Source organism: Microbacterium resistens (assembly GCF_021172025.1).
Classification (GTDB): domain Bacteria; phylum Actinomycetota; class Actinomycetes; order Actinomycetales; family Microbacteriaceae; genus Microbacterium; species Microbacterium resistens.
This window is the reverse complement of record NZ_CP082781.1, coordinates 449385-469321: the sequence shown is the minus strand read 5'-3', so window position 1 is coordinate 469321 and position 19937 is coordinate 449385. Positions and strand designations below refer to the sequence as shown.

Here is a 19937-nt window from a genome sequence, read left to right as displayed (position 1 = left end):
GCCGCACGGAATGCCACTGTATACATATGGATGCCGAAGCACAAGACGCCCGTGCAGGGCCCCGCGCAACGGGCACGGCAAAGCACCGCCGATGGCGCGGCCCCGCGTGCAGGCACGCGCCGCGGCCATCCCGGCGCGGAGCACCTCGGGCGAGCCCCTCGGGCGGCCGGGCTGCGGATCAGGCGCGGCGGGCGGCGTCCTCCAGCGCGACCCAGGCGAGCATCGCGCACTTGACGCGGGCGACGTAACGCGAGACGCCGGTCAATGCCGCCGCGTCGCCGTAGACCTCCTCGTCGAGCTCGATCGCGCCCCGGGAGCGCAGCGCCTCGCGGAACCCGTCGACGAGCTCCGCGGCCTCCTCCGTCGTCCGCCCGACGACGAGGTCCGTGAGCATCGAGGCGGACGCCTGCGAGATCGAGCATCCGGCGCCGTCCCAGGAGACCTCGGCGATGCGCTCGCCGTCGAGGCGGACCCGCAGCGTGATCTCGTCGCCGCAGATCGGGTTGCGCTGATGCGAGTCCGCGGTCCCCTCGGCCCCCTCGTCCCCGACGAGGCCCTTGCCCTGCGGCCGCTTCGAGTGATCGAGCACGAGCTCCTGATACAGCGCCTCGAGATCGCTCATGCGCCGACCCCGAAGAACGCGCGCACCCCGGAGACGGCGTCGAGGAAGCGGTCCACGTCCTCCTCCGTGGTGTACAGGGCCGCGGAGGCGCGCACCGAGGCGGCGACGCCCAGCCGGCGGTGCACCGGCTCCGCGCAGTGGTGCCCCACCCGTACCGCGACGCCGCGCGCGTCGAGGAACTGCCCGACGTCGTGGGCGTGCACGCCGTCCACGACGAACGACCACAGCGCGACCCGGTCCGCGCCCGGTGCATCGCCCAGCAGCCGGATCCCGTCGATCCCGCTCAGCCCCTCGTGCATCCGCCGTTCCAGCCGTGCCTCGTGCGCGTGGATCGCGGACATGCCGATGCCGTCGAGGTAGCGCGCGGCCGCGGCGAGCGCGATGGCCTGCGAGACCGGCTGGGTGCCCGCTTCGAAACGCTGCGGGGGCGGCAGGTAGCGGGTCTGCTCGAACGAGACGCTCTCGATCATGGACCCGCCGGTGAGGAACGGCGGCAGGGCGTCGAGGACCTCCGCCCGTCCGTACAGCGCACCGATCCCATACGGTCCCTGCATCTTGTGCCCCGAGAACACGGCGAGATCGACGCCGAGCGCGGGCAGGTCCAGGGGAAGGTGCGGCGCGGACTGGCACGCGTCCAGGACCGTCAGCGCCCCGACATCGCGCGCGCGGGCGACGAGCTCGGCCACCGGGTTGACGATACCGAGGACGTTGGTGACGTGCGCGAAGGCCACGACCTTTGTGCGCGCGCCGATGACCTCCGCGGCGTGGTCCAGGTCGAGGGAGCCGTCGTCACGGATCCGGATCACCCGCAGCACCGCACCGGTGCGTGCGGCCAGCTCCTGCCACGGGACGATGTTCGCGTGGTGCTCGGCCTCGGTGACGACGATCTCGTCGCCCTCGCGCACGGCGATCGCGGCGCTCGCTTCACTCCCCCGCCCGAGGCCCGCGTTGCCGAGGGCGTAGGCGACGAGGTTGAGCCCCGCCGTGGCGCCGCTGGTCCAGACGAGCTCGTCGGGGCGGGCGCCGACGAAGGCGGCCACGGTGGCCCGCGCGTCCTCGTACAGCTCCGTCGCCTCGGCGGCGAGGGTGTGGGCGCCGCGGTGGACGGCGGCGTTCGCGCGCTCGAGGAACGACCGTTCGGCGTCGAGGACCACGCGCGGCTTCTGGCTCGTGGCCGCCGAGTCGAGGTACGCGAGCGGCTGCCCGTTCACGCTCTCGGAGAGGATCGGGAAGTCGGCGCGGACGCTCGTGACGTCGAAGGGCGCTGCGGTCGTGCTCACCCCTCCACGCTACGGCAGCCGGACGCCTCCGGCGCCGTCGTCACCGGGTTGTGACGCGCCACCCCGGACACCCCCTCCTGCAGCGTCACCTGCAGCCGAAACCCCCTCTGCCCGCCGAAACCCCCTCGCAAACACGTATCTCCGAGGGGGTCTCGGCGGCGGGAGGGGGTCTCGGCGGCATTGGACGACGAGGAGGACGGATCCGGAACGATGTGCCGGAACGGTGTGCCGGAACGGGGCGACGGTGGGATCAGACGAAAAGCTGGCATGGACAGGTATGGACAGGTACAGTCGGTGAAGACAGGTAGGGAGTCGAGCATGAACGCCAAGTACCAGCGCGTCGCCTCGCTTATCGAGCAGCGGATCCGGGACGGCGATCTCGCCGACGGGCAGCGCCTCCCCGGGGAGTCCGAGTTGGCCAGGGACCTCCAGGTGAGCCGCGGAACGGTGCGACAGGCCATCGGGGAGCTGCACCGGCGGCGCCTCGTGAGCACCCAGATGGGCGTCGGATCGTTCGTGACCTTCGACGGCGTCGCGCTGGACACCCCGCGCGGGTGGGCGCATGCGCTGGCCGTGGGCGGCACGCCGCTCGACGTCGAGATCCTGGCCATCGCGCACGCCGCGCCCCCGACGCTCGCCGCCCTCGCCGCCCCCGCCGACCTGGCCGACGCGATCCTGGTCCGACGACTGCGACGGCTCCCCGACGGATCCCCCGTCTCCGTGGAGAACGCCGTTGTGCCCGCTCGCGGGCCGCTGCGGGAGCTGCCCACGCAGGGCCTGGTCGACGCCTCGCTGACCGCCACCCTCGCCGCCGCGGGCCTGCGGGCGGCGCACGGCGAGCAGCAGGTCGGCGTCGAACCCCTCGACGCCGCGGATGCCGCGGTGCTGCGCCGCGGCGAGGGGACGCCGTTCCTCCGCTCGATGCGCACCTCGTACACCCGCGCCGGCGACGTCGTGGAGCACGTCGTCTCGTTCCTCGACCCCGCCCACTTCCGCCTGCACATCACCTTCGGAGAATCCGCATGACCCGCGCCCGCAACACCCTCGTCGGACTGGCCGCGGGGGACGCCCTCGGAATGCCCACGCAGAGCATGAGCCGCACCGACATCGCGCTCCGTTACGGTCCGATCGACCGGTTGCGCGACGCCGTGGCGGACCAGCCGATCGCCCCCGGGATGCCCGCGGGCTCGATCACCGACGACACCGAGCAGGCGTTCCTGCTCGCCGACCTGCTGATCGCGGACGACGGGCGGATCGACGCTCTCGCCCTGGCCAGGGCGCTGCAGGCATGGGAGGACGACATGCGTGCCCGCGGGTCGCTCGACCTCCTCGGTCCCTCCACGAAGGCCGCGCTCGACGCCCTGGCGGCCGGGGTCTCGCCCGAGGAGAGCGGCCGCCACGGAACGACGAACGGTGCGGCCATGCGGATCGCGCCGGTCGGGATCGCGGTCCCGGCATCGGACGAGAAGGCACTCCTGGACGCCGTGGTCACGGCGAGCCGCCCGACCCACAACACGGGGCTGGCGCTGTCCGCCGCGGCGGTCGTCGCCGGGACGGTCAGCGCGGGCATCGACGGCGCCGCGCTGCCCGACGCCCTGGAGTTCGGGCTGCGCCTCGCGGACCGCGCCGAACGTCTCGGGCACTGGGCCGCCGGGGCGTCCGTCCCCGCCAAGGCGCGCTGGGCGCTGGCCCAGTCGGCAGGGCTCGACGCGACCGCTACCGCCGACTTCGTCGTCGACGTCATCGGCACCTCGGTGAGCAGTCAGGAGTCGGTCGTGGCCGCGATCGTCCTCGCCCGCCGCCACGAGGAGGATCCGTTCACCGCCCTCTGCACGGCGGCGACGCTCGGCGGGGACACCGACACGGTCGCCGCGATCGCGGGTGCGCTGCTCGGCGCGACCTCGGACGCCGACCCGGCCCCCGGGGACGTGGTCGCCCGGATCGCCGCGGTCTCCGCGCCGGCGTTCGACACCACCGCCGATGCCCTCCTCGCCCTCCGCGACCGGCACCTCGCCCGCTGACCCGGATCGCCCCACCCCGTCGCACCCACCACCTTTCCGAATGCAAAGGAGCATCCCCATGCCCGCACAGACCTCCGCCGCGACCCGCACCTCGACCGGGGCGCTGTCCTCGCTCGAGCAGCGGGGCATCGAACCCGTCCCCGTCGAGGAACGGACAGGCCACCCGCTGCAGCTGTTCTGGGTGTGGTTCGCCGCGAACATCTCGATCCTCGGGATCCCGCTGGGCGCGACCCTCGTGGCCCTCGGCCTGAACCTCTGGCAGGCGATCGCCGTCGCGGCCGTCGGCGCCTTCGGATCGTTCGCTCTCGTCGGGCTCATCTCCATCGCGGGACGGCGGGGCGGAGCGCCCAGCCTCACGCTGAGCCGCGCGGTCTTCGGCGTGCGCGGTAACGCCCTCCCGACCCTGGTCTCGCTCCTGTCCCGGCTCGGCTGGGAGACGGTCAACACGACGACCGCCGCGTTCGCCCTGCTCTCCCTGTCCGCCCTGCTCTTCGGCACGGCCTCCGATGCGCACGCGGTACCCGCGCTCGCGATCGTCTGCATCCTCGTCTTCGTGGCGCTGACCGTCGCGGTCTCCGGCATGGGCCACGCGTTCCTCGTGACCGTGCAGAAGTACGCCACGTGGGTCTTCGGGGCTCTCAACGTGTTCGTCGCGATCTTCCTCGTCGCCACGGTCGACTGGGCCGCCGTCGGCGCCGCCCCCGCCGGCCCCGTCGCGGCCATGGTCGTCGGCGTCGGGATCATCGCGGGCGGCACCGGGATCGGGTGGGCGAACGCCGGGGCGGACATGTCGCGGTACCAATCCCCCGGCGTCCGCGCCGGACAGCTCGTCGCCTCCGCGGCCGCCGGAGCAGGGATCCCCCTGGTGCTGCTCATCGGGCTCGGCAGCCTGCTGTCCGCCGGGGACCCGTCGTTGGCCTCCGCGGGCGACCCGGTCGCCGCGATCCGCGCGATCCTCCCCGAGTGGGTCGCGATCCCCTACCTGATCGCCGCGTTCGGCGGGCTCCTGCTCTCGAACCACCTCTCGGTCTACTCGGCTGGACTCACCACGCTCACCCTGGGAGTGCGGATCAAGCGGGTCTACGCCGTGATCGTGGACGTCGTCGTCACCACGGCCGGGTCGATCTACTTCATGCTGTTCGCGTCGAGCTTCTACGGCCCGTTCATCACGTTCATCTCCCTGTTGTCGGTGCCGATCACGGCCTGGGTGGCCGTGTTCCTGGTGGACCTCGCGCGACGCTCGTCGTACGACCCCGAGGGGCTGATGGATCTGGGCCGTTCCTCCTCGTACTGGTACCGCGGCGGCGTCGAGTGGCGCGCGCTGGGGTCCTGGGCGGTCGGGCTCGTCGTCGGATACCTCTTCACCCGGGCCCAGGTGTCCGCCGACGAGGTGTGGTTCACCGGACCGCTCTACGACACGTGGATCGGCCAGAACGGCCTCGGCTGGGTCGTCGCCTTCGTGCTGGCGGGTCTGCTCTACCTCGCCCTCGGCGGCGCGCGCGGCGCCGGGTCGCGGTCCGGCCGAACGGATGCGGCGTGACGGGCCGGGTCATCCACACCGGCCAGGCGATCGTCGACCTGGTGCTGACCGTCCCGGCGCTCCCGTCGGCCGGCGGAGACGTCTTCGCCACCTCGCACGAGATCACCGCGGGCGGAGGCTTCAACGTGATGGCCGCGGCGCGCAGGGACGGCGCGGCGGTCGTGTACCCGGGCGGGCACGGCACCGGTCGTTTCGGGGACATCGTGCGTGAGGCGATGTCCGCGGAGGGCGTCGAGGTGACGCAGGAGCCGACGACCGACCTCGACACCGGCTTCAGCGTCGCGATCGTCGACGACGACGCTGAGCGGACCTTCGTGTCGACGCTCGGCGCCGAAGGACGGCTCTCGCGAGCGGATCTGGACGCCGTCGCCACGACGGGAGCGGACGTCGTCTACCTCAGCGGCTACTCCCTCTTCCATGAGGGCAACGGACGGGTCCTCCTCGAGTGGCTCCCGACCCTGCCCGAGGACACGTCCGTCGTCGTGGACCCGTCTCCGCTCGTGGGCGAGATCCCCGAGGAGCGCCTCCGCGCCGTCGCCGCCCGCGCGAACATCTGGACCGCCAACGAGTCCGAGGCTCGCACGCTCGCCGCCCGCCTCGGTCAGCCGGCGCCCTCGCCGACGGTCGCCGAGCTCGCCGACGCGCTGGCCCGGCGGCTGGACGCGACGGTGATCGTCCGCGCGAACCGCGACGGCGCGGTCGTCGCAGGGGTCGGCCGAGAGCCGCTGCGCGTCCCGCCGCACCCGGTGGAGGCGATCGACACGAACGGGGCGGGCGACGCCCACACCGGCGTGCTCTGCGCGGGTCTCGCCACCGGTCGCGGACTGGAGGAGGCCGTGCGACGCGCGAACGTGGCGGCGGCCGTCGCGGTCACCCAGCGAGGCCCGGCCACCTCGCCGACGAGCGCGGAGATCGACGCCCTCCTCTGACCGCCCCCTCCCGACTCCCCGCCGGCTTCTTCTGCCCGCCGCCTTCTTCTGCCCGCCCCCTTCCGATTCCCGGCGCGGTCCCGCCGAACTGCACGCGAAACCCCCTCTCCCCGCCGAGACCCCCTCGGAAACACGTATCTCCGAGGGGGTCTCGGCGGCAGGAGGGGGTTTCGGCGGCACTGGAGGACGAGGATGGGGACGGAGGAGGAGGGGACGGACGGGTGTCAGCGCGGGTCGAGCCCCGCGAGGAACTCCGCGGCCGCGGGCGGCGGGCCGAACGGACCCCAGATCACGTGCTCCGTGCGCACCGGCGCGTGGGCGACAGGGATCGCGACGAGATCCGGCATCTGGGTGGCGAACGTCGAGGCGAGGAGCGCGACGCCGAGACCGGCGCGCACGAGGCGCTGCATGAGCAACATGTCCGCCGTCTCGTATGCGACCTCGTGCCGGAGGCCGGCGGCCGCGAAGGCGAGGTCCGTCTGTCGCCGTCCGGTCGTCCCCGCGGGGAAGTCGATGAGCGGCTCCTCGGCGAGCCGTTCCAGACCCAGCCGTCGACGGGATGCGAGGCGGTGATCCGGCGCCACGAACGCGCGATGCCGGTCTCGCGCGAGCCGGCGCCCGCCCACTCCCGAGAGCGGGAACCCGTCGGGCAGACCGAGGAACGCGAGATCCAGCGCCCCGTCCGCCACCTGACGGATGAGGTCGTCGCTGTTGCCCGCGGCCAGCCGCACCGCGACCTGCGGATGCCGCGCGCGGAAGGCCTGCAGCGCCGACGGGACGTCCACGGCCGCGACGGTCGGGATGACACCGATCCTCAGGGGCCCGCGGATCTCCCCCTCCGCGGCGACGGCCTCCGCCGCCGCGCGGTCCGCGGCCTCCAGGCACTGCCGCGCGACCGGGAGGAAGGCCTCGCCCGCCGGGCTCAGCCGCACGTGCCGGCTCGTCCGGTGGAACAGGCGGACGCCGAGTTCCTCCTCCAGTCGGGCGATCTGATGGCTCAGCGCCGACTGCACGACGAAGCACGCCTGGGCGGCGCGGGTGAAGCTGGCGTGCTCGGCGACCGCGAGGACGTACCTCATCTGCTGGAGTTCCACGGATCAATCGTGATTCACGATCAATCAGATGACAAGCATGCGTTGGACTCATGAATCCATCGCGCGGAGACTGAGGTCATGACCACGACAGACCTCGCCGCGACGGCGCCGCGCGCCACCGGACTCCGCGGAACCGTCGGCCTCACCGCCCTGACCGCGGCCGCCCCGGTCGTCTGGGGGACCACCTACCTCGTCACCACCGAGTTCCTCCCGCCCGGGCACCCCCTCTTCGCAGGCCTTCTCCGCGCCCTGCCCGCAGGTCTGATCCTCCTCCTCGTGTTCCGCCGGCTCCCCCACGGCGTGTGGTGGTGGCGCTCGCTCGTCCTCGGCGCCCTCAACATCGGCTTCTTCTTCCCTCTGCTGTTCGCCTCCGCCGAGCGCCTGCCCGGCGGCGTGGCCGCGACGGTGGGCGCGATCCAGCCGCTCCTCGTCCTCGCGCTCGCCCTGCCGCTGCTGGGCGAACGCCCCACCGCCGCCAAGGTCGTCTGGGCGCTGCTCGGCGTCTCCGGCGTGGCCCTCGTCGTGCTCGGACCCGGCGCACAGGTCGACGTCGTGGGGCTGCTCGCCGGCGCCGCGGGGGCGCTGTCGATGGCCGTCGGCGTCGTGCTGACCCGCCGCTGGGGTCGCCCTGAGGGCGTGAGCTCGCCCGTGCTGGTGAGCTGGCTCCTCACCGCCGGCGGCCTGGTCCTGGTCCCTCTCACGGTCGTCCTGGAAGGCCCGCCCCCGGCGATCGACGCGGCCGCGGCCGGCGGATACGCGTGGCTGGGGCTGGTCGGCGGCCTCGCGGCGTACCTGCTGTGGTTCCGCGGGGTCGGTGCGCTCCCCGTGACCTCGACGGCGCTGCTGGGGCTCCTCTCCCCGATCGTGGCGGCCGCGCTCGGATGGATCGTGCTCGGCCAGGACCTTCGCCCTCTGCAGCTGCTCGGCTTCGCCCTCGCTCTCGCTGCGATCCTCGGCGGACAGCTCGCCGGCTCCGGTCGCGCTGTCGTCCAGGGCCGGCGACGCGCGACGGAACCGTCGATCCGCTAGACCCGGACGGTCGCCCCCAGCACCACGCCGACCACCGAGACGGCCGCCGCCACGCCGAACAGGAGCACGAAGGCGCTGGGAGCGGCGCCGCCCGCCACGATGAGCATCGTGATCGGCGTTCCGAAGGCGGAGCCGACGGTCCGCAGCACGCCGTTCACGCCGACGGCCGCGGCGATCTCGTTCCGCGGGACGAGCCGCGAGACCAGATCCGCGGCCAGCGCGAAGCCGATGCCGTTGCCGAGCCCGACGAGCGCGAACAGCGAGACGATCGCGGGCAGGGAGGCGGGAAGGAGCATGGCACCCGCACTTCCGAGCCCCATGGCCAGCATCGCGAGCACGGCGACCGCGGCGGGACGGATCCGCGCGAGGAGCCAGGGAGCCAGCCGGCCGCCGAGGAACACGAGGACGGCGCCGGGGAGCATCGCGAATCCGGTCTGGGCGACGTCCATCCCGAAGCCGGCGGGATGAGCCGCCTGGAACAGGACCGGCAGGCCGACGTAGAACAGATAGGGGGTGAAGCCCAGCAGCAGCGTCAGCAGGTTCACCGACGCCAGCGCGGGGCGTGAGAGCACGCGGACGTCCACGAGCGGACGGGACACCCGCTTCTCCACCGCCCAGAGGCTGACCAGACAGACCGCTGCGCACCCGGCGAGCGCGAGGACGGCCGGGCTGCCCCATCCCCATGTCGACCCCTGCGCGACGGCGAGGAGCAGGGCGACCAGTCCCCCGCCGAGCAGCGCGGCGCCCGCCGCGTCCAGCGAGCCGGACGGCTCCGCGCGCACCGCATGCGGGACCAGCGTCGCCACGAGGACGATGCTCAGCACGCCCAGCAGCGCTCCGACGGCGAAGAGCCACGGCCAGCTCAGCGCCTCGGCGATGAACCCGCCGATTACCAGTGCGGCGCCGGCACCCAGGCCCAGCGTCCCGCTGAGCCAGCCCACGGCGGCCGGCTGCTCATCGGCGGCGACGTGGCGCCGCACGATCGCCAGAGCGAGCGGGAACGAGGCGGTGGAGGCTCCCTGCAGCACCCGGCCGAGCAGGAACGGCGGATAGACGGGCGCCACGACGCACAGGACGCTTCCGGCGACAAAGAGGCCCATGGCGGCCAGGAGCACCCGCCGGTGTCCGAAGCGGTCGCCGAGGGCCCCGAGCACGGGCGCGGCGATCGCACCGCTGACGAGATAGGACGTGAGCACCCACCCGCCCCCGGCCGCGTCCAGGCGGAGTCCGTCGACGAGAGACGGCAGGGCGGGAACGAGCAGCGTCTGCATGAGCGAGTACGACAGGACCGCGCACAACAACGCGGGGAGCAGTCCGCGGCTCGTGCGGGACGCGGACGGGATGACGGGGACGGGAGCGGTCATGGCTTTCCTTCTAATCGGAACGGATGATTCCGTTCCGATTAACGTACGCCCTCCTCCGCCGGATCGCTACCCTGAGAACGTGGACCCTGAGACTCGACCCGACCGCGGACGGGCGAAGGAGGCGCGCGCGAACGACCGCGCCGTGCTGGAGGCGGCGCGCGACGTGTTCGCCGAGCGCGGCTTCGACGCGCCCACGTCGGAGATCGCCGCGCGCGCTGGCGTCGGCGTCGCGTCCGTGTACCGCAGGTACGGATCGAAGGACGAGCTCGTCCACGCGCTGCGACTGCTCGCGCTGGAGGACGTGACCCGCATCGCGACGGAGGTCGCTGAGGAGGAGACGGAGTCCGCGGTCGCGCGATTCCTCACCCGGCATCTCGAGGAGGCGTCGAGCCCCCTCGTCACCACCTTCGGCCGGCGCCTGCCGACCACTCCCGAGATCGACCGTGCGGCGGAACGGCTGCGCGACGCGCTGGACCGGCTGATCACCCAGGACCGTGAGCGCGGGCTCGTCCCGCCCGACTACACGGCCGGGGAGATCATGATGGCGGTCGCCCACCTGCGCCCGCACCTCGCGATCTCCCCGGAACGCGCCACCGCCCTGCATCTGCGGCAGCTCGACCTGTACCTCGCGGGCCTGCGTCAGCTGGCGCGGGGAGCGGCGACGCAGCGAGGAACGGCGCTCTCCTGGGAGGACTGGGTCGCTTTCAACAGCGAACAGGATGGGACCATCGGAGGATGACGCGGGAGGGCGGCCTCAATACGATGAGCGCCGTACCCTCCGGCGACGAAAGGCCCCGCGTGTCCGAGCCCCTCTCCGACCTCCTCACCCGCCACGTCGCAGCCGGCACGGTGCCCGGCGCCGTCGGCGTCCTCGGCGACGGTCACCCCGTATCCGTCGGCCTCGACGCCCCTGAGGGCGCCCCCCTGCGCGCGGACGCGATCTTCCGGATTCAGTCCATGACCAAGGCCGTGACCGCCGTCGCCGCCCTGCGCCTGGTCCAGGAGGGCGCGCTCGCGCTGCACGAGCCCGTCGACGCGTGGCTCCCGGAGCTGCGCGGCCTGCGCGCCCTCCCCCACCCCGACGCGCCGTTGGCCGAGGCCCGTCCGGCGAGCCGGCCGATCACCGTCCACCACCTGCTCACCCACACGTCCGGCTACGGCATGATGACGACGGACTCCCCGCTGCGGCGGGCGATGGTCGACACCGGGATGGAGGCCGGCCCCGAGCCCGTGACGCGCGGGGCGCAGGACTGGCTCGACACGCTGAGCACGCTCCCCCTCGCGTTCGACCCCGGGGAGGGATGGCGCTATCACCACTCGTTCGGCGTCCTCGGCATCCTGCTCGGGCGCCTGGGACGCGGCTCCACCGAAGAGGTCCTGGCGACCACGGTCTTCTCCCCGTCCGGGATGGTCGACACCGGCTTCACGGTGCGGCCGGGGCAGGAGCACCGCCTGGTCGCGGCCTTCCGGCGCTCGGAGGACGGATTCGTCGAGACGGAGCCCGCGGGAGCGGGGTTCTCGGTCGCCCCGCCGTTCGACGTCAGTCATTCCGAGCTCGTGTCGACCGTCTCCGACTACCGCGCGTTCCTGCACGCCCTCCTGGACGGGCGCCTCGTCGATGCGGACCTGCTCGCAGAACTGAGGCGCGATCAGGTCCCGCCGTCGGCCAAGGCGCCGGACAGCTTCTTCCCCGGGTTCTGGGAGGGCACGGGATGGGGCTACGGCGTCTCGATCGTGACGGAGGGGGAACACCGAGGGCGCTTCGGCTGGTCCGGCGGGCTCGGGACGGACTTCTTCGCCGACCCGGACGGCACCGTCTGCGTCGTCATGGCGCAGGTCGATATGGACGAGCGTGTCCTCGGGATGCTCGGCGACCTCCAGGGCGCCACGGCGGGCTGAAACATCCCCCCGCGAGCGCGGCGAAAGCTCATCCCGTCACCGCAGGCGCTCCGCGTCCCCCTCGGATCCCTGCGGCCGCTGGGCACGGGAACGGACCGCGAGCAGCGCGGCGCCGATCACCGCTCCGCCGCCGAGCGCGGTCGCCACGGTGATCGGCTCGCGCAGCAGAAGGGCCGCCCACGCGATGCTCAGCACCGGCTGGGCCAGCTGCACCTGGCTGACCTGCGCCAGCGGACCGATCGCGAGGCCCCGGTACCAGGCGAAGAACCCGAGGAACATGCTGACCACCCCGAGGTAGGCGAAGGCGAGCCAGGCCGTCACGGATCCCGACGGCGGCTGCGCAGCGACGGCGGCGCCCGTCAGGATCGTCATCACGGGAGACGCCGCCACCAGCGCCCACGAGATCGTCTGCCACGAGCCGAGCGTGCGGGACAGGACGCCGCCCTCGGCGTACGCGATCGCGCACACCGCCACGGCCGCGAACAGCAGCCCGTCGGAAGGACGCATCCCGCTGACGCCTCCGCTCTGGAGCGCGGCGAACGACACAGCCGCGATCGCGCCGATCACGGCCGCCGCCCAGAACGCCCGGCCAGGGCGCTCCCGCGTGCGCAGCACGGCGACGACGGCGGTCGCGGCGGGCAGCAGCGCGACCACCACCGCGCCATGGCGGGCCGGTGCTTCGGTGAGCGCGAAGGAGGTCAGCAGCGGGAACCCGACCACCGCTCCCGCGCCGACGACGGCGACGCTCAGCCATTCGCGCCCGCGAGGCCGGCGCTGACGGGTCACGGCCAGGGCGGCGGCGGCGAGCAGCGCGGCGACGACCGCTCGTCCGCTGCCGACGAAGAGCGGTGACATCTGCTCGGCGCCGACGGCGACCCGCGTCATCGGGACGGTGAACGAGAAGGCCAGGACACCGAGGAATCCCCAGGTCAGCCCCGCCCGAGAGATGGATAGCGGGTGAGCCTCGCGGATAGTAGCGCTACTGTGGTCTTTCATGAATCAGGGTAGCAGTGATCGACTCGCCGCCGATCTCCGTACGTGGGTCGCCGGTGCCGCGCCGGGTTCGCGGCTGCCGTCGACCCGAGAGCTCACCGCACGCCATGGCGCCAGTCCCGTGACCGTCCAGAAGGCGCTGCGCCTGCTGGCGGCACAGGGACTCATCGAGACCCGACCAGGCGTGGGCGCCTTCGTCCGGGCCGCGCATCACGGCCGGGCGCACGACTACTCCTGGCAGACCGCGGCGCTGGGAGCCAGCGCCGGCGTCCCCCTGATGGCCTCGACGGCGCTGCGCTCCCCGTCCCCCGACGTGATCGCCCTGCACTCCGGGTATCCGGACCGCGATCTGCTGCCGGAGCGATTGGTCCGCGCCGCCCTCATCCGCGCGGCGCGGAGCGACGCCGCCGTGTCACGTCCCCCGTCGGAGGGGCTGCCGGAGCTACGATCGTGGTTCGCGGCCGAGCTCGGCGCCCAGACACCGGCCGGATTCGCGCCGCCCGCCCCCGGCGACGTGCTCGTGACGCCGGGGAGCCAGATCGCGCTCGGATCCGTGTTCCGCGCGGTCGCCGGGGCGGGCGCCGTCCTCCTGACGGAGTCACCCACGTACTGGGGCGCGATCCTCGCCGCCGCCCAGGTGGGCGTGTCCCTGGTCCCCGTGCCCGCGGGCGCCGAGGGCCCGGACCTCGCGGCGCTCGACCGCACCCTCGCACAGACGGGCGCCCGCGGCTTCTACGCACAGCCGTCCTTCGCCAACCCGACCGGGGCCCGGTGGACGCCTGCGGCCGCGGACGCCGTGCGCGACCTCCTCCGGCGGCATGGCGCATTCCTCATCGAGGACGACTGGGCACATGACTTCGGGATCGACGCGGACGCCGTCCCCCTCGCCGCCCGCGATGAGGACGGTCACATCGTCTACCTGAGATCGCTGACCAAGAGCGTGTCGCCCGCGATCCGGGTCGCCGCCGTCATCGCACGCGGCCCGGTCCGCGACCGAGTGCTCGCCGACCTCCAGGCGCAGTCCGTGTACGTGAGCGGGGCGCTCCAGGCCGCGGCGCTCGACGTCGTGGCCCAGCCCGCATGGCGCACCCACGTGCGCGGGATCCGGGCCCGGCTGCGCGTCCGGCGGGATCTGATGCTCGACGCCGTGCGCGCGCACCTCCCCGACGCCACGATCGAGACGATTCCGGCGGGCGGACTGAACCTCTGGGTCCGTCTCCCCGACGGCGTGGACCTGGCGCGGCTGTCGGCCGATGGCGAGGCGCGCGGGGTCGTGATCGCCTCCGGTCGCGAGTGGTTTCCCGCGGAGCCCACCGGAGCCTACGTCCGCCTCAACTACGCGGGTCCGGACCCCGGCGCCTTCGACGCCGGGATCCGACTCGTCGCCGAGGCCCTCGCGGAGCAGCGACCGAGTCCCCATCACCCTTCATGATCCGTGGATGTCGGCGCCCCGGCTCTCACGCGCGAGCAGCACCGCCAGCGCGCTGGCGGCGAGGACGATCATCCAGAACACCGCGACCGGCCACGTCGCTCCGAACGTCATGACGAGGCTCGTCGCGATGAGCGGCGAGAACCCCGCCCCGATGGTGGACGCCGACTGGTACGCCGCCGATGCCCCGGAGAAGCGCAGGGCCGTCGGGAACTGCTCGGCCACGAAGGCGGCGATCGGTCCATAGACCATCCCCTGCACGAGGCCGTTCCCCAGGACGATCGCCAGGGCGAAGCCCCAGACTGTGCCCGTCTGCAGCAGGCCGATGATCGGAAGGGCGAGGAGGATGCCCACGGCGCATCCGGCGACGACCACGGTCCGCCGGCCTACGCGGTCGCTGACCCGGGCCGCGAGGATCGAGATCAGGACTGTCGTGACGGCCGCGACCGCCTTCCAGTTCAGGACGCCGGTGCTCTCCGCTCCCGCCGCGACCGCTTCCGAGACGCCCCACACCGTCATCAGCCCCTGAGACGTGGTGAAGGCGAGGGCAGCGACGAACGCGATGAGCAGAGCCCGCCAGTGGTGGCGCAGGACCTCGAGGATCGGCACGCGTCGGCGGGCACCGATCTCCTCGAGCCTCTGGAACATCGGCGTCTCGGCGACGCGCAGCCGGATGACCAGGCCGACGGCCAGCAGCGCCACACTGAAGAGGAACGGCACGCGCCATCCCCAGCTCAGGAACTGGTCCTGCGGCAGCAGGGAGAACAGGCTCAGCATCAGCGTCGCCAGCACGGCGCCGACCGGGCCGCCGGCGTTCGCGAAGCTCGCCGCGAGACCGCGGTGCTCACGCGGTGCGTGCTCCAGGGCCACGAGGATCGCGCCGCCCCATTCGCCGCCCACGGCGACGCCCTGCACCACCCTCAGCAGGACGAGGAGGATCGGCGCGATGATCCCGACGGTCGCGGTCGGCGGGAGCAGCCCCATGATCGTGGAGGCCACGCCCATGAGCACCATGGACAGCACCAGCACGCGCTTGCGCCCTCGGGTGTCGCCGAAGTGTCCGAACACGATCCCGCCGAGGGGGCGCGCGAGATATCCGACCGCGAAGGTCGCGAACGACGCGAAGGTCGCGAAACCGGGACCGAGCCCGGCGAAGAAGACCTGGCCGAACACGAGGCTCGCCGCCGTCGCGTAGAGGATGAAGTCGTAGAACTCGATCATGCTGCCCATGAAGCTGGACGCGATCACGCGGCGCATGTCGCGCGTGGTCATCGAGAGCTGGGTGCCGTCGGCGGCGGCGGTGGCGCTCGCCTCCTGCGCGGCGGTGGTGGGGTGCGGGGTCATCGTCGACCTCTCTGGAAGCGGGACGGATCGGGGAACGGATCGGTGGATCGGGAACGGATGAAGCGGGGACGGTGCCGCCCGGGACGGCGCCGCCCCGGGGCGCCGGGGTTCAGGTCGTGAGCGCCGGCCGACGGGCGAACGAGATCGTCTCGAGGTCGTCGGGGACGAGCACGTCCAGGTCGGCACCGGCGGCGGAGCGCAGCCACTCCGTCGTCGGGATGTGCCCGGGTACGAGGTGATGCAGGGCCAGTCGTGCGGCACCGGCATCGCGCGCGACGGCGATCGCCTCGCCGACGCTCGTGTGCGACCGGCGGTGATGGTCGATCGACGCCTGCGACGTCGCGTCGTCACGGCCTCCGTACATGGCGGCCACCCACTCGAAGCTGATCGCCTCGTGCAGGAGCAGATCGACATCCTCCGCCAGGCGCACCATGTTGGCGCAGGGGGCGGTGTCACCCGAGATCGCGACGGAGCCGTCCGCGGTGGTGAAGCGGAAGCCGAAGGCGGGCGCGATCGGCGGGTGCTGTACGAGGATCGCGTCCACGCGCACCCGGTCGTCCTCGAAGACGCGGAACGGGGTCATGTCCGGCGTCGGCATGGCGTTCGCGTCGTACCCGATGCCGTCGGGAAGCGTGATGTCCTGCGCGTGGAACAGGTCGAGGGGCGAGGGGCGCAAGGCGTCGAGGACGCGGTCGTTGAGATCCGTCGCCTGCGACTCCATCAGGAGACGGAACATGTCGGCCGTGCCGGGCGTCGGGAGCGCGGGCGCCACCGGCATCGGGGCGGTGACGGCGCGGGGCGAGACCGGCGGGAGCAGACCGCGGTCGCCGGGCCCGATGATCGGGATCCGCGGCCCCTCACCGGTGAGCCCGAACATCCCGAAGAGGGCCAGGTTCATCAGGTCCGTGGTGTGATCGGAGTGCAGATGCGTGAGGAAGATCCCGCCGAGCCGTTCCATGGCGAATCCGGCGCGAGCGAACTGCCGTCCGGCGCCGAGCCCGGCGTCGACCAGATAGACCCTGTCGCCCACGACGACCGCCGTGGAGATGCCGAACCGCGAGGACGCGTCCAGCGGCGTCCACCAGCGCGGACCTCCTGCGGTTCCCAGGGTGACGATGCGGGGTTCGCTCATCTGCTGTCTCCTTCGGCGTGCTTTTCACCCATCGTCGGTCCGGAATATTGTTCTGTACAGCGGAACTTATCGAAGGTCTTGTTAAGGAGAATCGATGGATGCGACGACGGCGGCGACGCAGAGATGAACGGCGTCACCCTGCGCCAGCTCGAGTACTTCGCCGCCGCCGCGGAACTCGGCACGGTGAGCGCCGCCGCAGAGCGCTGCTCTGCCTCCCCCGCAGCCGTCTCCACCGCCCTGGGCGAGCTGGAGCGCGCGCTCCGGCTCCAGCTGCTGGTCCGTCGCCCCGCCAAGGGCGTCGCCCTCACGCGCAGCGGGGAACGGATGCTCCCGGTCGCGCGACGCATCCTCGACGATGCCGCCGAGCTCGCCCAGCTCGCCGGCGTCGAGCACGACGACATCGCGGGACCGCTGCGGATCGCGTGCACGGTCGCGCTGTCCCCGCGCCTCCTGCCGCCGTTGGCGGACGCGGTGACCACGCGGCACCCCCGGGTCGAGCTCGACCTCGTGGACGGCCTGGCCGCCGAGGTGCAGGATCTGCTCCGCGGCGGCGCCGTCGACGCCGCCCTGCTCTACCGACGCCAGCTCGTGCCCGGGTTCGATGTGCGCACGATCCGCTCGATCGATCCCTATGCCGTCCTTCCCGAGGGCCATCCCTTGGCGGGCGCGGACGACGTCTCGCTCGCCGAGCTGGCAGGCGAGCGGCTGATCCTCGTGCAGCCCGCCGGGTCCCGCGGCGTGATCGAGTCGCTCATCGAGGAGGCCGGGATCGTGCCGCAGGCGGGCTGGGCGTTCACCAACCCCGAGACCGTCCGGGCCATGGTCGCTCGAGGCCTGGGCTACTCGGTGTTCAGCGGACGCCCGCCCGGCACGCAGAGCTTCGACGGGCGACATGTCGCGTACGTGCGCGTCCGCGACCGGGTGGCGCCCAACGACGTGGTGCTGGCGATGGCGTCCGGGCAGCGACGCACCGCCCGGCTCGACATGCTGGTCGAGCTCCTCGCCGAGCCGGCGCTGCAGGACGCGCTGGGCTGATCCCGCGCGCCCCACCTCGCCGCGATCAGGACTAGATCGTCGTGATGCGCTCCGTGATGACGTCGTCCACCCGCTTCCGGTCCCGCGGGTACACCGCGTAGAGCACGGTGAGCACGGCCGCGTTGACGATCATCATGATGACGAGGATCCAGAGGAACACCGCCTGGAGGCTGAAGGCGTCGGCGAGGATCCCGGCCACGAAGGTGAACGCGGCCCACCCGATCACCTCGAAGATGGTCAGATAGATCACGAAGCCCTGGCCTCGGAGCTCCGGCCGCATGACCGACATGAGGATGGGTCGGTTGATGCCGGGGTTCAGCCCCTGCGTCATCCCCATGAGCCCCCAGAACACGACGTAGTAGCCGATGGAGGTCACGTCGAACTGCGTGGCGAAGAAGGCGACCACCGCGAACAGGACCTGGGCCAGCTGCAGGAACGCGACGCGACCCTGCGAGCCGACGCGGCGATCGAGCGCCGAGACCACGAAGCCGCCGCCGACCGTCCCGAGGAAGTAGCCGATCCCGAACGGCAGCGCCACGATCGCGGCCACGGCGTTGTCGAACCCGCGCTCGGTGACGAGGAACTGGATGCCGAACACCGCGATCAGGAGGTGACCGGACAGCAGCCTCGAGAGCATCATGACGCTGAACGTCGGGATCTTGAACAGGGTGACGGAGTCCTTCAGGCGCGGGCGTTCGTACGCGATCCGGCTCGCCGCCTCGCCGTAGTCCGCTCCGCCGACGGCGGGCTCGCGGAACAGCACCAGCACGAGCAGCCCCGAGACCACGAGCAGCGCGCCGACCCCGAAGAATCCCCACCGCCAGCCGGAGTCCCAGAGCGAGAGCAGGCCCACGAGCGGGCCGATGAACGATCCGAGGATCGCGGAGAAGCCGTAGAGGATCCCGGTCGCACGCCCCCGGGACTGGTCGTCGAAGCTGTCGGCGATGACGGCGTTCGTGATCGGGGTGAGACCGATCACGGCACCGGCTTGGAGCGTCTGCAGCAGGAGGAGGACGACGAAGTTCTCCGCGAATCCCGAGGCGAAGGCGAGCAGGCCGCTCAGCACGGTGCTGACCACGATCGCCTGGCGGCGACTGGTGCGGTTCGCGTACCAGACCCACAGCGGCCCGAACGGGACGCCGACCAGACGGCCCAGGGTGGACAGGATGCCCAGCTCGGAGTTGCCGAGGTTCAGGCTCTTGGCGATGGCGGGGAACAGCGTGGTGGTCAGACTGCCCTCCCCGCTCTCGACGACGGTGACGCCGACGAGTGTGGACAGATTGCGCCAGCGACCCCGCACCCCTCCCTTCACGGGGACGGTCGGTACCTGCTCGGCGGCGGCCGGGAGTGACGTGTTCATGCGATTCCTTCGTCGTTGAAGCGAACGGGTCTCGGGCGCGGATCGGGTAGAGCAGTCCGAGCAACCCATGACACAAGTGGAGTGGTGTCGATATTCCACTTATGGGATGCTTCTGTCAAGCACGACGTCGCGAATCGACACGTCGGAGTGGATTTGACAAGCTGATTCCACTTGTGGAATGGTCATCGCACCTGACTCGACGACGAGAGAACGGACCCACCTCCATGAAGCTCGAGCACCTGCTCCTCGGACTCATCGCCCGCGGCCCCTCGACCGGCTACGAGATCATGAAGTACCTGGACACGCACGGGCGGTTCCTCCGCTCAAACACCACGATGAGCCAGGTGTACCGGTCCCTGTCGCGGATGGCCGAGCGCGGCTGGGTCGCGTTCTCCGTGGACGAGCGGCCCGGCGCGCAGGACGCGAAGGTCTACCGCCTCACCCCCGAGGGGCGCACCGTCTTCATCGGCTGGCTGCGCAGTCCGTACGCGCCGCCGAGCCGCTTCCAGGACCCGGACTTCGGCGCACGGCTCAGTCTCGGCATCGGCCTCATGTCGAAGGAGGACGTCCTGGAGCTGATCGAGACGGAGCTGAACGCCCGGTATGCCCAGCGCGTCAAGTACCGGTTCCGCGACCGCCGGCTCGGACCGCTGCCCGAGGGCGCGGACGAGCCGTTCGCCCGCGCGCTCTCCGACCGGCTCCACTACAACGGCGCCCGCGATCTGGACGACTACATCCGCACGCTCGAGAGCCTGCGCACGGACATCCTCGACGACGCGCTCGAACGCACCAACGCCGAGCTCGCCCGGACGATCGTGATCCCGGACGACGCCGAGGCCGCCACGGTCCAGGGAGCGGACCGATGA

18 protein-coding genes are annotated in these 19937 nt (G+C 72.4%); 10 read left to right on the top strand and 8 right to left on the bottom strand.

Annotated features, from left to right (window positions below; genetic code table 11):
• Positions 1-178: 178 nt before the first annotated feature.
• Positions 179-622 carry a Fe-S cluster assembly sulfur transfer protein SufU gene (gene sufU / locus K8F61_RS02190; RefSeq protein ID WP_067243446.1) on the bottom strand — a complete coding sequence of 148 codons (444 nt, stop codon included), beginning with the start codon at positions 620-622 and terminating at the stop codon, positions 179-181.
• Positions 619-1902 carry a SufS family cysteine desulfurase gene (locus tag K8F61_RS02185; RefSeq protein WP_231820545.1) on the bottom strand — a complete coding sequence of 428 codons (1284 nt, stop codon included), beginning with the start codon at positions 1900-1902 and terminating at the stop codon, positions 619-621. Before K8F61_RS02185 ends, sufU begins: the two co-directional genes overlap by 4 nt.
• A 318-nt stretch (positions 1903-2220) precedes the next feature.
• Here K8F61_RS02185 and K8F61_RS02180 point away from each other — a divergent pair, with 318 nt between their 5' ends.
• Genes K8F61_RS02180 through K8F61_RS02165 form a run of 4 tightly spaced genes read left to right on the top strand, consistent with a single transcriptional unit; the run spans position 2221 to position 6392 of the window.
• The gene (locus K8F61_RS02180) at positions 2221-2928 is read left to right on the top strand and encodes a GntR family transcriptional regulator (RefSeq protein WP_231820544.1); all 708 of its coding nucleotides are present in this window, start codon (positions 2221-2223) and stop codon (positions 2926-2928) included.
• Entirely contained in the window at positions 2925-3923 is a 999-nt protein-coding gene (locus tag K8F61_RS02175; RefSeq protein WP_269456631.1) for an ADP-ribosylglycohydrolase family protein, read from the top strand. The genes K8F61_RS02180 and K8F61_RS02175 overlap by 4 nt, the downstream gene beginning before the upstream one ends.
• A gap of 58 nt (positions 3924-3981) precedes the next feature.
• The gene (locus K8F61_RS02170) at positions 3982-5463 is read left to right on the top strand and encodes a purine-cytosine permease family protein (protein ID WP_231820543.1); all 1482 of its coding nucleotides are present in this window, start codon (positions 3982-3984) and stop codon (positions 5461-5463) included.
• A complete protein-coding gene (locus tag K8F61_RS02165; RefSeq protein ID WP_231820542.1) occupies positions 5460-6392 on the top strand; it encodes a PfkB family carbohydrate kinase in 933 nt (310 codons plus the stop codon). Before K8F61_RS02170 ends, K8F61_RS02165 begins: the two co-directional genes overlap by 4 nt.
• A gap of 224 nt (positions 6393-6616) precedes the next feature.
• On the opposite strand, the gene K8F61_RS02160 is transcribed toward K8F61_RS02165, so the two are convergent.
• Positions 6617-7486: a LysR family transcriptional regulator gene (locus tag K8F61_RS02160; protein ID WP_231820541.1), complete on the bottom strand. Its 870-nt coding sequence runs from the start codon at positions 7484-7486 to the stop codon at positions 6617-6619.
• A gap of 78 nt (positions 7487-7564) precedes the next feature.
• Here K8F61_RS02160 and K8F61_RS02155 point away from each other — a divergent pair, with 78 nt between their 5' ends.
• Positions 7565-8515 (top strand): EamA family transporter, encoded by a 951-nt coding sequence (locus K8F61_RS02155; RefSeq protein WP_231820540.1) that lies wholly within the window; start codon positions 7565-7567, stop codon positions 8513-8515.
• Here K8F61_RS02155 and K8F61_RS02150 read toward each other — a convergent pair.
• The gene (locus tag K8F61_RS02150) at positions 8512-9879 is read right to left on the bottom strand and encodes an MFS transporter (RefSeq protein ID WP_231820539.1); all 1368 of its coding nucleotides are present in this window, start codon (positions 9877-9879) and stop codon (positions 8512-8514) included. The genes K8F61_RS02155 and K8F61_RS02150 overlap by 4 nt on opposite strands.
• Positions 9880-9958: 79 nt before the next feature.
• Here K8F61_RS02150 and K8F61_RS02145 point away from each other — a divergent pair, with 79 nt between their 5' ends.
• Positions 9959-10618 carry a TetR/AcrR family transcriptional regulator gene (locus tag K8F61_RS02145; RefSeq protein ID WP_231820538.1) on the top strand — a complete coding sequence of 220 codons (660 nt, stop codon included), beginning with the start codon at positions 9959-9961 and terminating at the stop codon, positions 10616-10618.
• Between the two features lie 59 nt (positions 10619-10677).
• The gene (locus K8F61_RS02140; protein WP_231820537.1) at positions 10678-11778 is read left to right on the top strand and encodes a serine hydrolase domain-containing protein; all 1101 of its coding nucleotides are present in this window, start codon (positions 10678-10680) and stop codon (positions 11776-11778) included.
• A gap of 36 nt (positions 11779-11814) precedes the next feature.
• Here K8F61_RS02140 and K8F61_RS02135 read toward each other — a convergent pair whose 3' ends face one another.
• Complete coding sequence (locus K8F61_RS02135; protein ID WP_231820536.1) at positions 11815-12774, bottom strand: DMT family transporter; 960 nt, start codon at positions 12772-12774, stop codon at positions 11815-11817.
• On the opposite strand from K8F61_RS02135, the gene K8F61_RS02130 reads away from it, so the two are divergent.
• Positions 12773-14203, top strand: a complete 1431-nt coding sequence (locus tag K8F61_RS02130) for an aminotransferase-like domain-containing protein (RefSeq protein WP_231820535.1) — start codon at positions 12773-12775, stop codon at positions 14201-14203. The two genes, K8F61_RS02135 and K8F61_RS02130, sit on opposite strands and share 2 nt — an antisense overlap.
• Here the strand turns inward: K8F61_RS02130 and K8F61_RS02125 are convergent.
• Together K8F61_RS02125 and K8F61_RS02120 are read right to left on the bottom strand one after the other, a co-directional pair.
• Entirely contained in the window at positions 14198-15544 is a 1347-nt protein-coding gene (locus tag K8F61_RS02125) for an MFS transporter (protein ID WP_231820534.1), read from the bottom strand. The genes K8F61_RS02130 and K8F61_RS02125 overlap by 6 nt on opposite strands.
• 109 nt (positions 15545-15653) lie before the next feature.
• Complete coding sequence (locus K8F61_RS02120) at positions 15654-16676, bottom strand: MBL fold metallo-hydrolase (protein WP_231820533.1); 1023 nt, start codon at positions 16674-16676, stop codon at positions 15654-15656.
• Between the two features lie 123 nt (positions 16677-16799).
• Between K8F61_RS02120 and K8F61_RS02115 the strand changes: the two genes are divergently transcribed.
• On the top strand, positions 16800-17711 hold the full coding sequence (locus K8F61_RS02115; protein ID WP_231820532.1) for a LysR family transcriptional regulator: 912 nt from the start codon (positions 16800-16802) through the stop codon (positions 17709-17711).
• Positions 17712-17742: 31 nt separating this feature from the next.
• Here the strand turns inward: K8F61_RS02115 and K8F61_RS02110 are convergent, their stop codons facing one another.
• A complete protein-coding gene (locus K8F61_RS02110; protein ID WP_231820531.1) occupies positions 17743-19071 on the bottom strand; it encodes an MFS transporter in 1329 nt (442 codons plus the stop codon).
• Between the two features lie 224 nt (positions 19072-19295).
• On the opposite strand from K8F61_RS02110, the gene K8F61_RS02105 reads away from it, so the two are divergent.
• On the top strand, positions 19296-19937 hold the full coding sequence (locus tag K8F61_RS02105; RefSeq protein ID WP_231820530.1) for a PadR family transcriptional regulator: 642 nt from the start codon (positions 19296-19298) through the stop codon (positions 19935-19937).